At 66.8% G+C, this 13,854-nt stretch carries 11 protein-coding genes and 1 tRNA gene; 5 read left to right on the top strand and 7 right to left on the bottom strand.

All coding sequences use genetic code 11. The features are described from left to right. Positions 1–741 carry a response regulator transcription factor gene (locus tag NMQ03_RS03595; protein ID WP_255174417.1) on the bottom strand — a complete coding sequence of 247 codons (741 nt, stop codon included), beginning with the start codon at positions 739–741 and terminating at the stop codon, positions 1–3. 223 nt (positions 742–964) lie between these two features. On the opposite strand from NMQ03_RS03595, the gene NMQ03_RS03600 reads away from it, so the two are divergent. The 3 genes from NMQ03_RS03600 (at position 965) to NMQ03_RS03610 (ending at position 4,129) form a co-directional block, all read left to right on the top strand. Further along, a complete protein-coding gene (locus NMQ03_RS03600) occupies positions 965–1,981 on the top strand; it encodes a hypothetical protein (RefSeq protein WP_255174418.1) in 1,017 nt (338 codons plus the stop codon). Between the two features lie 567 nt (positions 1,982–2,548). Next, positions 2,549–3,415 carry a winged helix-turn-helix domain-containing protein gene (locus tag NMQ03_RS03605; protein WP_159632957.1) on the top strand — a complete coding sequence of 289 codons (867 nt, stop codon included), beginning with the start codon at positions 2,549–2,551 and terminating at the stop codon, positions 3,413–3,415. A gap of 186 nt (positions 3,416–3,601) precedes the next feature. Then, positions 3,602–4,129 carry a histidine phosphatase family protein gene (locus NMQ03_RS03610; protein WP_255174419.1) on the top strand — a complete coding sequence of 176 codons (528 nt, stop codon included), beginning with the start codon at positions 3,602–3,604 and terminating at the stop codon, positions 4,127–4,129. Here NMQ03_RS03610 and NMQ03_RS03615 read toward each other — a convergent pair. Beyond that, a complete protein-coding gene (locus NMQ03_RS03615) occupies positions 4,098–5,036 on the bottom strand; it encodes a LysR family transcriptional regulator (RefSeq protein WP_255174420.1) in 939 nt (312 codons plus the stop codon). The genes NMQ03_RS03610 and NMQ03_RS03615 overlap by 32 nt on opposite strands. Before the next feature lie 72 nt (positions 5,037–5,108). Here NMQ03_RS03615 and NMQ03_RS03620 point away from each other — a divergent pair, with 72 nt between their 5' ends. After that, positions 5,109–6,113, top strand: coding sequence for an EamA family transporter (locus NMQ03_RS03620; RefSeq protein WP_255174421.1), 1,005 nt, complete (start codon positions 5,109–5,111; stop codon positions 6,111–6,113). Between the two features lie 544 nt (positions 6,114–6,657). On the opposite strand, the gene NMQ03_RS03625 is transcribed toward NMQ03_RS03620, so the two are convergent. The 5 genes from NMQ03_RS03625 to NMQ03_RS03645 all read right to left on the bottom strand — a co-directional run bounded on the left by NMQ03_RS03625 (position 6,658) and on the right by NMQ03_RS03645 (position 11,732). After that, positions 6,658–7,305, bottom strand: a complete 648-nt coding sequence (locus NMQ03_RS03625; RefSeq protein ID WP_255174422.1) for a TetR/AcrR family transcriptional regulator — start codon at positions 7,303–7,305, stop codon at positions 6,658–6,660. Then, positions 7,302–9,338, bottom strand: a complete 2,037-nt coding sequence (locus NMQ03_RS03630) for a YhgE/Pip family protein (protein ID WP_255174423.1) — start codon at positions 9,336–9,338, stop codon at positions 7,302–7,304. Before NMQ03_RS03630 ends, NMQ03_RS03625 begins: the two co-directional genes overlap by 4 nt. Next, positions 9,335–10,057 carry an ABC transporter ATP-binding protein gene (locus NMQ03_RS03635; RefSeq protein WP_255174424.1) on the bottom strand — a complete coding sequence of 241 codons (723 nt, stop codon included), beginning with the start codon at positions 10,055–10,057 and terminating at the stop codon, positions 9,335–9,337. The genes NMQ03_RS03630 and NMQ03_RS03635 overlap by 4 nt, the downstream gene beginning before the upstream one ends. A 67-nt stretch (positions 10,058–10,124) precedes the next feature. After that, positions 10,125–11,579, bottom strand: a complete 1,455-nt coding sequence (locus NMQ03_RS03640; protein ID WP_255174425.1) for an NAD(P)/FAD-dependent oxidoreductase — start codon at positions 11,577–11,579, stop codon at positions 10,125–10,127. A 76-nt stretch (positions 11,580–11,655) separates the two neighbouring features. Continuing rightward, positions 11,656–11,732: transfer RNA gene (locus NMQ03_RS03645), tRNA-Arg, on the bottom strand. A 276-nt stretch (positions 11,733–12,008) separates the two neighbouring features. On the opposite strand from NMQ03_RS03645, the gene NMQ03_RS03650 reads away from it, so the two are divergent. Further along, positions 12,009–13,841, top strand: coding sequence for a phosphoenolpyruvate carboxykinase (GTP) (locus tag NMQ03_RS03650; RefSeq protein ID WP_255174426.1), 1,833 nt, complete (start codon positions 12,009–12,011; stop codon positions 13,839–13,841). The last annotated feature ends 13 nt before the right edge of the window (positions 13,842–13,854 follow it).

The following is a 13,854-nucleotide window of genomic DNA, read 5'->3' on the forward strand; positions in this document are numbered from 1 at the left end:
CTAGTCTGCGGGCTTGATGACGTAGCCCGCGCCGCGCACGGTATGGATCATCGGCGGATGGTTCGCTTCGATCTTCTTGCGCAGGTAGGAGATGTACAGTTCCACGATGTTTGCCTGGCCACCGAAATCGTAATCCCACACGTGGTCAAGGATCTGGGCTTTGCTGACCACGCGTTTTGGGTTTTCCATCAGGTAGCGGAGGAGTTCGAACTGTGTGGCCGTCAGCTGGACGTCGTCCCCGGCACGGGTGACTTCCCGGGTGTCCACGTTGAGCACCAGGTCGCCCACCACCAGCTCGGCGGTGTCCATGGCGGCCACCCCGGAACGCTGGACCAGGCGGTGCAGGCGGAGCAGGACTTCCTCCATGCTGAAGGGTTTGGTGACATAGTCGTCCCCGCCGGCGGCCAGCCCCGCGATGCGGTCCTGGACGTCGTCCTTGGCCGTCAGGAAAAGCGCGGGCACCTCCGGCGCGAAGGCGCGGATCCTGCCCAGCAGCTCCACGCCGTCGAACCCTGGCAGCATGACATCGAGCACCAGGACGTCCGGGTGGAAGTCCTTGGCGAGCTTCACGGCAGTGGGCCCGTCGCCGGCCACGGCTACGGACCAGCCTGCCATGCGCAGGCCCATGCTCATCAGTTCCGACAGGCTGGGCTCGTCATCCACCACCAGGGCGCGGATCGGGGAACCGTCCGGGTGGGTGAGCTGGGGAAGGTTGTTGGTCATGGGGTGCGGGGATGCCATGGGACAACTCTCCGATCTGTCGGTTTGCCGATGCTTTGACGTTGCTGTGTTCCGGCTGTGAGCTCCAGCCTAGCCACCTGTGACCCCCGTGAGGTGGCGGCCTGGCTGTTGCCCTGGCAGGTCACAGGCAGGCTTGGTCCGCCGCACAGCCCCTGCACAGCAAAGCGGCACAGCCTGTTGGGACAACAGCACCACCAACAGCTACGACTTCTTGGAGAAAACCATGGAACAGCACGACAACGCCTACCCCGGGGCATCAGGCCACAACCGTCAGGCGAACCCGTCCGCAGAAGGCCGAAAGCAACAGGGCCAGCCGGCCCCGGTGTGGGAAGGCACGGCAGATGGTGCCGGCCGCGACGGTGCCGCGCAGGGATGGAATGCCCAGGCAGGCCATCCCGGCCCGGGCCAGGAGCCGGCAGGACGGGAGCAGGCGTCGCGGGACCAGCCGCAGCAGGAGCAGCCTGCCCAGGGCTGGGGCGCCCCCGTTCCCGGTTCGCCTTCTGCAGGGTGGGGTACGACGACGGCACAGGGCCAGGTGCCCGGCTCCGGCATGGGATGGGGCGCACCCCAGCAATACGCACCCACTGATTCGACCCGGGCAGGGAAAGGGAACTGGACCGCGAAGAAAGGCCTCCTGGTGGGTGGCATTGCGGTAGTGGTGGCCGCGGGAGCCGGTGCCGGCGCCTATGCTGCCGGAAGCGGGAGCGGAACGGCTTCAGCGAACAATGGCCAGGGCGCGGGTGCCATGGGCCAGTTCGGCCCCGGGAGCCAGAGCGGCGTCACCGGTCCGGACGGCCAAAGCGGCATGGGTGGCGGCATGGCAGGTGGCATGGACGGCGGCATGTCAATGGACGGCGGGCCTGGCGGTCTGGGGAATGGGTCGGCAGGGCTCAACGCAGCCGTCCACTCCGAATACGTGGTCCTCCAGGGCTCCGGCTACGTCACCATGGCGGGGCAGGCAGGCACCGTCACGGAGATCTCCGGCACGTCCATGACCGTCAAGAGTGAGGACGGGTTTTCCCGGACCTACGCCGTGGGCTCCGACGTCGAGGTGACGCAGGGGATGCGGCAGCGGGGCGGAGGTTCCACCGGCACCACCCTCAGCTTCTCCAATGTGACCTCCGGCGCCAGCGTCCGGGTGACCGCCCTTAAGGACTCGGAAACCTACACTGCCGAGACCATCCAGCTGGCTGCAGCCACCACTGCCAGCACCCCCAACCAGGGAAGCAGCAGTAACTGAAGGCGGCCTGAAACGATGGTTGGACCGTCCTGCCTCCGGCTCAGCGGCGTTCGCGGGCAAAAAAATCTGCTGGGGGCAGGACGCCGGTTGGACACGCCGCAGAGGTCGGGGGCCGATTCCACGTCAAACGGTTGAATTTCGGACACATTCGGTAATCCGGCAAATTGGCGAAGATTATTCTGCAGAGGGCCGAATTTTGGCCTTTTGCCGATTCGAGCGTCCCAAATCATCCCCGCTTCCGAAATAGTGACATGCAGCACAATTCCTGGATTTGTCTCACGATGCGGACGATTCGGTCCATTGTTACTTGCAAGTTGGCATTGTTACGCGGCACACTTCCAATGTGAACAAGAACTCAACAGCACCTGCAGCCGCAGAATATTGGCCCAGCACATCCGCTGCTGCCGACATGCGCTGTTGTCGAATGCACGCCTGACCTTCCCACCCACCGAAGTTCTTAGGCATTCGCCCCCAAGCCCAGCGTCGGGCGTCCCTCCCCGGTCCGCGTGACGGGGAAACCAGCATTCGAGCCGCGGAGCCGTCCATTTCACATTGAGGTAAGCATTCATGTCAGTTGCATCCGGATACGTCCACATCTCTGTCCGTAACGCCGCCAAGGCCGGCCAGGCCACCGGCCTTCGCCCCGGCTTCGGCCCGCGTCCTTCGCTTGCTCCCTCCGCATCCGGAAGCAGCTTCCCTGCCCAGGGCTTCGCCCCGCAGGGTTACAACCCGAATTCCTACGGTCAGCTTCGCGCCGTGCATCCCGCCGAGTCCGCTCCCGTTACTGCCCCTACCCCAGTGGTGCCCGGTGCAAACCAGGTCCGCCCGGTAGCCAACGACAACGTTGCCCGCGGGTTCGTCCTCTACATGGGCATCGATGAGGAGACCGCGGCGGCGGCCGGCACCTCCATCGCCAAACTCGCGCAGGAAATCCGCGCCTACGCCCAGTCGCTCGTCTCCGGTGCCGAAAGCTACGCTGCCGTGGCGGTCGCGCCGGCCGGCACCCCCGGTTCCGCGCTCGACGTCGTCCGCTCCACCTTTGGCGACCCCACGGTCAACTCCCGCCAGCGCACCGAAACCCCGCGCCCTGCCCAGCCGCAGGAACCGCGTCCCTCCGGTGTGCTGATTGACCTTGCCCGCCGCGAAGTCCACCTCGACGGTGAATCCCTGAACCTCACGTTCAAGGAATTTGAGCTCCTCAACTACCTCGTCGAAAACGGCACCCGTACCGTGGGCCGTGACGAGCTCCTCGAGGGGCTGTGGCGCAACGCCGAAGAAGTGCCCAACGAGCGCACCATCGACGTCCACATCCGCCGCCTCCGCTCCAAGCTCGGCCGCCTCGCCAACACGGTCCGCACCGTACGTGGCCAGGGCTACCGGTTCTACGAGCACCCTGAGGTTGTTGTCTGGGCCGCTCCGGAGTACTCGATCTAACTCTCTTTCGCGCGAAGGCGACCTGCTCCTGTCGGGCTGCTTGGTCCGTGCGTCACTGTGGGCACGTTTTAGGGCTCTTGCCTGTGGCTGTCCCCTGAGTTCACGGGCCTTGTCCCCTTGTCGGTTCTTGAAAGCGTGCCCTGCGTGACGCTGCTTCTGAATGTTCCCGCCAGCTAGGCTTGGGCCATGAGTTCGCACCACGTTCGACGCCTTGTGATCATGCGCCATGCCAAGGCTGACTGGCCCGGCGGCGTGGCTGACCACGAGCGGCCGCTGGAGGAACGCGGACACCGGGAAGCGCCGCTGGCCGGGCGCTGGCTGCTCAAGAACAACATCGTCCCGGACTTCATTCTGTGCTCCAGTGCCCTGCGCACCCGGCAAACGTGCACCTGGGTGTGCTCTGAACTCGGCGACAAAGCCCCCACGCCCAAACTCGAAGACGGCCTGTACGCGGCCTCGGCCCTACGGATGCTGACAGTGGTCAACCACTTGCCGGACACCGTGACCACGCTGATGCTGATCGCGCACCTGCCGGGCGTACAGGACCTGGCCATGCACCTCGCCTCGCGGGATTCCGACCACGACGCCTACATGGACGCCGCCACCCGTTTCCCCACCAATGCGCTCACCGTCCTGGAGACGGAGAAGCCGTGGGCGGAACTCGACGGCCAGGACGCCCGGATTACCCGGTTCGCGGTTCCCCGGGCCCACTAGCTGCAGCTCCACTGCCGGCAATCCCGCGCAGCAGCGCCGCCACGTGCCTGATGCCAGGGCTGGCCGTCATGGTCCTGCGATGGACCAGCCCCACCTGCCGGGCCTGGATGGGGTTGACTACGGGAACGGCCACCACGTCCGGAGGCAGTGCCGGCCGCCCCAGGCGGGGCACCAGCGCAACGGCCACCGCCTGCTCCACCAACGCAATGTGCGTCGCAAAATCGGGGTCGTAAACCCTGATGTCCGGGACCCGCCCAAGATCGGCGAAAATCCGCAGGAGCGCTTCGTTGCAGATGGCGCCGTCGGGCGTACTGATCCAGCGTTCGTCCACCAGCTGTGCCGGCTCCACCTCCGCCTGGTGCGCGAGCGGATGACTGTTGTGCACCAGGACGTCCGCCACGTCCTCGCAGAGCCACTCCAGCGTCAGGTGCTCCGGGATCACCAGCGGCACCGAGTTCCAGTTGTGCACCAGGCCCAGGTCCGCCTCGCCGTTGGCAACCCGGGCCACGGCCTCGCGTGGGTCCTCGGCCAGCACGGAAAGATCAAGTGCGGCCCCCGACTGCCCGATCCGCGCCAGCAGTGGGCCCACCAGCCCCCTGACGGCAGTGGAGAAAGAAACCACGCGGAGGCTGCCCGTGGGCTTGGCCGGATCCGCCAGGAGCGTGGACTCAAGCTCCTCGAGCTCGGCCAGGATGCGCCGGCCGTAAGCTGCCAGGGCCAGCCCGCGCTCGGTCAGCAGGACGCCGCGGCCGCGGCGCTCCAGGACCGCGAAGCCGCCCTCCTTCTCCAGCTTCTTCACCTGCTGGGAAACAGCCGACGGGCTGAACCCCATCGCCTCTGCGGCGGCAATGACTGTGCCATGCTGCTCAATGGCCGCGAGGGCGCGCAGCGACCCGATATCAATCATGAAGCAAAGGTACATGATTGGTTGCTGAATTAGACGCTGGTGCTTCATCCGGTGCTCTGCCACAGTAGGAGCGTGAACCTCCGCGATTCCCTTCTTGCCGTCGTCGTGGCCCTGCTGTGGGGCCTGAACTTCGTGGCCATCGACATTGGGCTCCACGCCGGCGGCCAAAACTTCCCCCCGCTGCTGTTCGTGGCCATGCGCTTTGTCCTGGTGGTCGTCCCGTGGATCTTCTTTGTGCGGAAGCCCGCGGTGTCCTGGAAGGCCATCATTGGCGTCGGACTGTTCATGAGTGCCGGCCAGTTCGGCCTCCTTTACCTGGCCATGGCGCTGGGCATGCCGGCCGGCCTCGCATCCCTGGTCCTGCAGGCGCAGGTGCTGCTGACCGTCCTGCTCGCCGCGGCGTTCCTCGGTGAGCGGCCCAGCCGGCGCCAGCTGGCGGGGGTGGCGCTCGGCGTGGCCGGACTCGCCCTCGTGGCGGTGGGACGCAGCGCCGTGGCGCCGCTGCTGCCGCTGGTCATCGTCCTGGCCGCGGCGCTGTCCTGGGCCGCCGGGAACGTCATTGCCCGGAAAGCCAGGGCAGCCTCGGGCCTGGGGCTGGTGGTGTGGTCCGGTGCCGTGGTTCCGCTTCCGCTGGCAGCGCTGTCGGTGCTGGTGGACGGGCCGGAAACCGTCTGGCAGTCACTGTCCTCTCTTCAGGCACCCACCATGCTCAGTGCCCTGTACACCGCCGTTTTCGCCTCACTGGTGGGCTACGGAATCTGGAACCGGCTCCTGGCCACCCACCCGTCGTCGGCCGTTGTTCCGTTCACCCTGCTGGTCCCGGTAGTGGGAATGAGCGCTGCGTGGCTGGTCCTCGCGGAGGTGCCGTCGCCGACGGAGCTGGCGGGCGGAATGCTCCTGTTGGGCGGCGTGGCGACGGCGGTGCTCACCCGGGCACGCGGGCGGCGTCAGCGGCGGGGGAGCGGGCCGTTGCCGGACCTGGGTGCCGGCCTGGGCGAAGGCGGGGCGGACGACGACGGACGCCGGGCTGCGGAGGACGTCCCCCGGGCGGGGGTTCGGGGAGCCGACGTTCGCTGAACGGGGGATGCCTGGCCGCCGGACGTGCGGCCAGCAGCGCGGGATGGGGCCGCCTGCTGGCTGCGTGCCGTAGCCGGGCCAGTCCGCTGTGATGACGCGCGTTGTGCCGCCTGCCGTGGTGCCGGCCTGCGCGCCGCCGTCGTCCGTCTCTTCCCCGGCCACAGGGCACCCAGGAAGAGGACCCCGAACGTGGCCGCCAGGGCGCCCGCAGCGCCGATGAAGTAGTTGTCGGGGTCGTCGGTGGGCAGCGGGGTTCCCAGGAAGGAGGACTGGCCGTCGAACGCCAGCTCCCATGTGCTGAGGAACGCCAGCGAAAAGCCAAGGGCAAGCGCGGTCCCGGCGCCGGTCGCAAACAGGGCAAAGCGCCGCCGCCTCACCAGGACCTCGGCGACAGCGGCCAGGTAGGCCAGCCCCAGGACGCCCAGGAACGCGAGGAACACCGGCTCTGCGAGGGTCATGGCCGTGAGCACCAGCAGTCCTGCAGCAACGACGCCGCAGATCACCGCGAACTTTCCGCTTTTCCCCGTATGGCGCATGTGCTCCATCATCCCTGAGGAGCTGGCCCCTTCAGGACGTAGCCGCGCATGATGGCCATGATTGCTGCAACGCTTTGGTCCCGGGTGCGCTCGGGGTTGTACGTCTGCCGGTCCAGGCCCACCACAAAGCACGCACCGAAGATCGCCGTTTCCAGGCTTCCCCTCGACACGGAATTGTCCACCGGGTAAGCCTCAGCCACCTTCTCCACGGCCTGGCCGATGACTTCCAGGAGCTCCCCGCGCAGGACGGAAAACGTACCCTGCCATTCGCTGGGAATCCGCCAGTTTTCGCTGACCCACAGACGCGCGAAGGACGGGTACTCCGCCATGAAGTCCATGGCCTGGCCGATCATCGCTTCCATGGCGAGCAACGGGTCGCGGCCCGTTGCTCCGCCGTTGGCGGCCTCGAGCAGCCGTGCCTTGAGGATGTCCACGCCGTGCCGCAGGAGCTGCGCGATGAGCTCCGACTTGCTGCCGAAGTTGTAATAGACGGTGCCCTTGGAAACCCCGGCGGCTGCCGCGATCTCATCCACGGTGACACTGGCGGCCCCGCGCTCCCCGATCAGCTCCATGGAGGCGTCGAAGAGCTTCTGGCGGGTGGCGTTGGTCCGTGCGGGCCGCAGCCCCTTGCCCGCGGACGTGGGTTCGGTGGTCATACCGCGATCTCCGGCTTCAGGGTCTTGAGCGTCCAGTACTTGTTCTTCCGCACCGCGAGCGTGGACATGGCCGCGCCCAGCACCGTGTAGCCCAGCAGGCCCACGAAGGTGGGGGCAATCATGGACAGGTCCCCGCCGTAGACCAGGTGCCGCATTCCAGTCACCACGTATCCCATGGGCAGGACCTGGTGCACCACATGCAGCGGCTCGGGGGTGGTTTGCCAAGGGAACGTGCCCCCGGATGACACCAGCTGCAGGACCAGCAGGATGAGCACCACCAGCTTGCCGGGGGACCCCAGCAGCGCCACGATGCCCTGGATGAGAGCGCTGAATGCCATGGCAGCGGCCAGCATCAGCAGCCACATCAGGACCGGGTGGGCGGGATTGAGCCCCAGCGCGAGGTCCGCCACCAGGGTCAGCAGGGACGCCTGCACCACCGAGACCAGGAAGAAGGGCAGCCAGCCGCCCAGGGCGATCTTCCATGACGGCGCGTTGGAGGCCAGTGCCCGTTGCGTAATGGGGCGCATGGCCTGGACCAGCATGAAGATGCCGATCCACATGGCGAGCGTGAGGAAGAACGGTGCCAGCCCTGCGCCGTACGATCCGGCCTTGGCCTGCGAGACGTTGCTGACCGCCACGGGATCCGCCATCACCTGGGACAGGTTGCTCTTCTGCGCGTCGTCAGGGTTGGGGACCTGTCCGGCGCCCTTGCCGATCTCATCGGAGAGGGTGCGTGAACCTGTGGCGGCCTGTCCCGCGCCGTCCGAGAGCTGGGCGGCCCCGGCGTCAACCTTCCGCGCTCCGTCGGCAAGGCCGGCGGCGCCGTCGACGGCGGACTGCTCACCGGCTGCGAGCGCGGCGGCACCCGTGTGCAGCTGGTCAGCCCCTGCCGAGGCCTGTGCGATGGCACCCTTGAGTTCCGGCATCCCGGCTGCGAGCTGGGCTGCGCCGACACTCACGGCCTCGGATCCGTTGGCCAGCTGCTGGACCTGGGCAGCATCCGCCTGGATTTTGCCCTTGGCAGCTGCCATCGGGCTGGCCGCGGCGGTGGCATCGAAATCGGCCAGCACTTTGTCCGCCTGCTCCTGGGTGAGGACGCCTGACGCGACGAGCCTGCTGTTGGACTCCACCACGCGGTTGCGGAGGCCCTGGTCCACCGCCTCCAGTTGGGCCGCCACGTCCTGCACCTTGGTGTTCAGCTGTGCGTTCCCGGCGGCAACCTGGGCAGCGCCGGAAGCAAGGGTCTGGGTATCGGTGGGCAGGGTGGCTGTCTTGTCCTTGAGGACTGCCAGGCCGCTGCTGAGCTGCCCCGCGCCGTCGGTCAGCTCATTGGCGCCGTCGCGCAGCTTCAGCTGGCCGGCGTACAACTGGTCCGCGCCGCTGCTCAGGGCTGAGGTCCCCTCGTGGAGGGTGACCGTTCCGTCCCGGAGCGTGGCTACGCCGTCGGCCAGCTGGGAAGCGCCGTCCGCCGCCTGCACCATCTTGGAGTGGATGGTGCCGAACCCGGTGAGCAGCTGGTTGGCGGTTTCCTCGCCCACTTCCTTGGCCACCGTGGTGTGCACGGCAGTGGTCAGCTTGTCCACGATGGTGCTCAGGAGGTAGTTGTTGGCATCGTTCGTGGTCACGTTCAGCATGGCCTGGCTGGCTGAGTCAAAGCTGCCGGGGGAGACCAGGTTGGCGGAGAAGTCCTTCGGGATCTTCAGCGCGAAGGCGTACTGGCCGCTGCTGACGCCGGCATCGGCTTCCGCCGAGCTTTCCACCGGAACCCAGTGGAACACGTTGCCCTCCACCAGGCTGTCCGCCACCTTTGTCCCGGCCTCAAGGCGCGTACCGTCGGCGTTGGTGGCGCCGGAGTCCTCCACCACCAGGGCAGCATCCAGGTTGTTGAGGTGGCCATAGGGATCCCAGTTGGCGTACAGGTAGACGGCGCCGTAGAGCAACGGGACCATGGTCAGCGCCAGGATGGTCAGCTTGGGCAGGAGCCCACCGGTCATGCGCTTCAGTTCGGAGCGGGCCAGCCGCAGGACAGTCACTTGGCAACCTCAGTTTCGAGTTTGGTTTCCTGGTCTTCCGGTTCCAGCACGGCCTCCGCGGTGTGTTTGGCGGCGGGGGTGGCGGAGGCAGGCTCGGGTGCGGCATTGCCGATCCCGGCCACCGGGCCGTTCCATGAGGCGGGGACGGCACTGACTGCCGCCACGACGGCGAGCGGCCGGCAGGCGTCGTACGCCAACTCCTGGAGGCGCGGCAGCCAGGTGAGTTCATCGGCGCTGTGGCGGTCCGGCGAGTCAACCACCAGCAGGTCCGTGCGGGGGTTGGCCAGCGCCAGCGCGGTCAGCAGTTCAAGCCGCCGCCCGGGTTCCAGCTGCTCCGTCCACAGGCCCGCGATGTCCTCGAAGCGGTTGACCTTGAGCCAGGGGCCGCTGAGCAACGCTCCCCGGTAACGGCGGGGTATCAGGGCAAGGTCCTCGGTCACCAGGTCGCGGACGCTGAGGTGCTCCTCGGGTTCGTTGACACCCGGGGAGTCCACCAGGGCAGCGGCGAGGCGGAGCTGTTTGGTGCGGGAACCGCCGTCCCAGCTGAGCTGTCCGGCGGCTGCCCTCATCCTGCCACTGAGCAGCAGGGACAACGCGGTTCGTTGGTCCTGCCTGTCGCCGGTCACGAGCAGCAGTTCGCCGCGCGCCACCCCCAGGGAGGTGGGGGGAAGCAGCGGGTCCCGGCGTCCTTTGGCCTGGAGCTGATGTGCTGAGAGCAAGGATTGCCTTTCGCAGAAGAAGTCTGCATCAAGGCTAACCGAACTGACTGGTCAGTTCAAATAGAACTCAGAGCCCGTACTTTTCCAAGAGGCGGAGCCACACCTCACTGATGGTGGGGTAGGAAGGGACTGCGTGCCAAAGGCGGTCCAGCGGCACCTCACCCACCACCGCAATGGTGGCGGCGTGCAGCAGCTCGGCCACATCCGGGCCGGCGAACGTTGCGCCGAGCAGAACCTTCCTGTCTTCGTCAACCACCAGTTGTGCCCAGCCGTCGTAGTTCTCGGAGTGGAGGGAGGATCCGGCAACCTGGATGGGCAGCTCCACGGACGAGGCGTTGTATCCGTCCTTCCTGGCCGCCTTCAGGGTGCGTCCCACGCCGGCCAGCTCGGGGTCCGTGAAGACCACACTGGGCACGGCATGCTGGTTGGCCGTCTGGGCGTAGCGGCTCCAGTCGTCCGGGGTTCCCTTCAGCTCACCCCTGGCCCGGGCGGCAATGGCGTCGCCCGTGGCGCGGGCCTCGTATTTGCCCTGGTGGGTGAAGAGGTTCTTGCCGGCGGCGTCACCCACGGCGTAGAGCCAGGGATCGTCGCCCGGTGCTTCGCGGACCAGGCCCGAGGCGTCCGTTGACAGGGACAGGTGGCCTGATTCATCGGGCTCGAAACCCACGCTTTCCAGGCCCAGGCCCTCCAGTGCCGGGTGGCGGCCAGTGGAGACCAGGACCTTGTCCGAGGTGACGGTGGTTCCGTCGCCGAGGCTTACGGTGAGGGTTCCGTCGTCGTTCCCGCTGATCCGCTCCGTGGCGGTGTGCAGCCGGAGTTCGACGCCGTCCGCCCTCAGTCCCGCGGCGACCAGCGCCGCGGCCTCTTCCGGAAAAGTGCCCAGCAGCGCGCTGCGCGCCACCAGGGTAACGCTTGAACCAAGCCGGGCGAAGGCCTGGGCCAGCTCTGCTCCGGCCACACCCCCGCCCAAGACCGTCAGCCGGTCGGGGACCTCGCTGGCCGACGTTGCTTCGCGCGTTCCCCAGACTTGCACATCCTGCAGTCCATCAATGGGCGGCATATTGGGAGTGGAGCCCGTGGCAAGGACCACGGCATGCCGCGCCCGCAGCAGGTGCTGCGTGCCGTCCAGGCCGGCCACCTCGACGGCCTTGGGCCCGGTCAGCCATGCGTGCCCGCGCACCAGTTCGATGCCGGTGTCCTTGACCCACGAAACCTGGCTGTCATCCTGCCAGTTGGAGGTGAAGTAGTTGCGGCGCTCCAGGACGGCGGCGGCATCCAGGGTTCGGGTGACCGCCTCCTTGGCGCCGGGGGTGGTCTGTGCCCCATGGAGCGCAGTACCGGGCCGGAGGAGTGCCTTCGATGGCATGCACGCCCAGTAGGAGCATTCGCCGCCCACCAGTTCCGCTTCCACGAGCACGGCCGTCAGGCCGCCCTGGACCACGCGGTCGGCCACGTTTTCCCCTACGGCGCCTGCGCCGATAACAACAACATCAAATTCGTGCCGAACGGCCTCGGGATTCATGACCAAAGCCTAGCCGGGGACGGCCGGCCTGACAGCACAAAAAAGGTCCGCACCGGCGAACCGGTGCGGACCTTGTTGGTGCGCCCAAAGGGATTCGAACCCCTGACCTTCTGTTCCGTAGACAGACGCTCTATCCAGCTGAGCTATGGGCGCATTCCGTGTCCCGGGAGAAGAACCGCTCTCCCCGAACCTCGAATTACTTTACGCGAGGCGGAGCCTGATGCCAAATCGAAGCGGCTGTAATCTGTACGACTAGACCGGTCTAGGTGACCTTTGTCACTTAATCGGCGTTTCTGCGGCAACAATTCCTTGATTTCCCGCGGAATTCACTTTCGGTGACCGGATATGTCAGTCAAGCTCCCCAAAAACTCCACTGGTCCGGACCATAGCATTTAGGACACACCGATGAACCCGAGGAAGGGAACTGCAATGGGCGATCTGGCGCAGAAGCCGCTGCTTGAGAAAGCACCCACCACACATGCCGGCCTGCTGGCATGGGTCGAAGAGGTTGCTGAGCTTACGCAGCCGGACCGCATCTACTGGGTTGACGGCTCCGAGGAGGAAAACACCCGCCTCACGGACGAGCTTGTTGCTGCCGGCACCCTGACCAGGCTCAACCAGGACCTGTTTCCGAATTCCTTCGCCGCGTTCTCCGACCCTGCCGACGTAGCCCGCGTTGAGGAGCAGACCTTCATCTGCTCCGAAAACGAGCGGGACGCCGGCTTCACCAACAACTGGATGGACCCGCGGGAGATGAAGGACAAGCTGCGCGGCCTGTTCGCCGGTTCCATGCGCGGCCGCACCATGTACGTCATCCCGTTCGTCATGGGGCACCTCGACGCCGAGGACCCCAAGTTCGGCGTCGAAATCACGGACAGCGCCTATGTCGTTGCGTCCATGCGCATCATGGCCAACATCGGCACCGCAGTGCTGGACAAGATCACCGCGACCAACGCCTTCTTCGTTCCGGCCCTGCACTCCCTGGGTGCCCCCCTGGCGCCGGGCCAGGAAGACGTGGCATGGCCCTGCAACCCGGACAAGTGGATTGTCCACTTCCCCGAAGAGCGGTCCATCTGGTCCTTTGGCTCCGGCTACGGCGGCAACGCCCTGCTCGGAAAGAAGTGCTACGCCCTGCGCATCGCCTCGGTCATGGCGCGCGACGAAGGCTGGCTGGCGGAGCACATGCTCATCCTCAAGCTCACCTCGCCGGAGAAGAAGTCGTACTACATGTCCGCAGCCTTCCCCTCGGCCTGCGGCAAGACCAACCTTGCCCTGCTCGACCCCACCATCGAAGGCTGGGAAGTTGAGACCCTGGGCGATGACATCACCTGGATGCGAATCGGCAAGGAAGGCGAACTCCGCGCCACCAACCCGGAAGCAGGCCTCTTCGGCGTGGCCCCCGGCACCGGCTGGGGCACCAACCCCAACGCCATGCGCGCCATTGCCAAGGGCCACAGCATCTTCACCAACGTGGCATTGACCGACGACGGCGGTGTCTGGTGGGAGGGCATGACGGACGAAGTGCCCGCGCACCTGACCGACTGGGAGGGCAACTCCTGGACGCCGGACTCGGACAAGCTTACCGCACACCCGAACTCCCGGTTCTGCACCCCGATCTCGCAGATCGACATGCTGGCTGAGGAGTACTACAGCCCCGAAGGCGTGGAGCTGTCAGCCATCCTCTTCGGCGGACGCCGCAAGACCACCGTTCCGCTGGTCACTCAGGCGCGCAGCTGGACCAACGGCATCTTCATGGGCTCCACCCTTTCCTCCGAGACGACGGCCGCTGCCGCCGGGCAGGTCGGCGTGCTCCGCCGCGACCCGATGGCCATGCTGCCCTTCATCGGCTACGACGCCGGCGACTACCTGAAGCACTGGATCAGCGTCTCCGGAAAGGCCAACCCCGAACGCCTGCCGCACATCTTCCTGGTGAACTGGTTCCGCCGCACCGCCGACGGTGACTTTGCCTGGCCTGGCTTCGGCGACAACGCCCGCGTCCTCAAGTGGGCCATCGAGCGCCTAGAGGGCAAGGCCGACGCCGTGGAGACCCCGATTGGATACGTTCCTGCCGGGCACTCGCTGGACCTCACCGGCCTGGACCTGACCCACGCCCACGTGGAGGACGCCGTCCGCGTTGACCGCGGGGAGTGGGACACGGAGCTTGCCTCCATCGAGGAGTGGTACGCGAAGTTCGGCGACTCGCTGCCTGAGGCCCTGCGCTCCGAGCTTGATTCCCTCAAGGAGCGGATGGCCAAGCACTAGCAGCCGCCCACCT

It is taken from the genome of Arthrobacter sp. DNA4, from assembly GCF_024362385.1.
Taxonomy (GTDB): domain Bacteria; phylum Actinomycetota; class Actinomycetes; order Actinomycetales; family Micrococcaceae; genus Arthrobacter.

Coding starts and splice junctions, on each gene's coding strand:
- NMQ03_RS03600 (WP_255174418.1), top strand. CDS start 965: ATGGAACAGCACGACAACGCCTACCCCGGGGCATCAGGCCACAACCGT.
- NMQ03_RS03595 (WP_255174417.1), bottom strand. CDS start 741: ATGGCATCCCCGCACCCCATGACCAACAACCTTCCCCAGCTCACCCAC.
- NMQ03_RS03615 (WP_255174420.1), bottom strand. CDS start 5,036: ATGATTGATATCGGGTCGCTGCGCGCCCTCGCGGCCATTGAGCAGCAT.
- NMQ03_RS03610 (WP_255174419.1), top strand. CDS start 3,602: ATGAGTTCGCACCACGTTCGACGCCTTGTGATCATGCGCCATGCCAAG.
- NMQ03_RS03650 (WP_255174426.1), top strand. CDS start 12,009: ATGGGCGATCTGGCGCAGAAGCCGCTGCTTGAGAAAGCACCCACCACA.
- NMQ03_RS03625 (WP_255174422.1), bottom strand. CDS start 7,305: ATGACCACCGAACCCACGTCCGCGGGCAAGGGGCTGCGGCCCGCACGG.
- NMQ03_RS03605 (WP_159632957.1), top strand. CDS start 2,549: ATGTCAGTTGCATCCGGATACGTCCACATCTCTGTCCGTAACGCCGCC.
- NMQ03_RS03640 (WP_255174425.1), bottom strand. CDS start 11,579: ATGAATCCCGAGGCCGTTCGGCACGAATTTGATGTTGTTGTTATCGGC.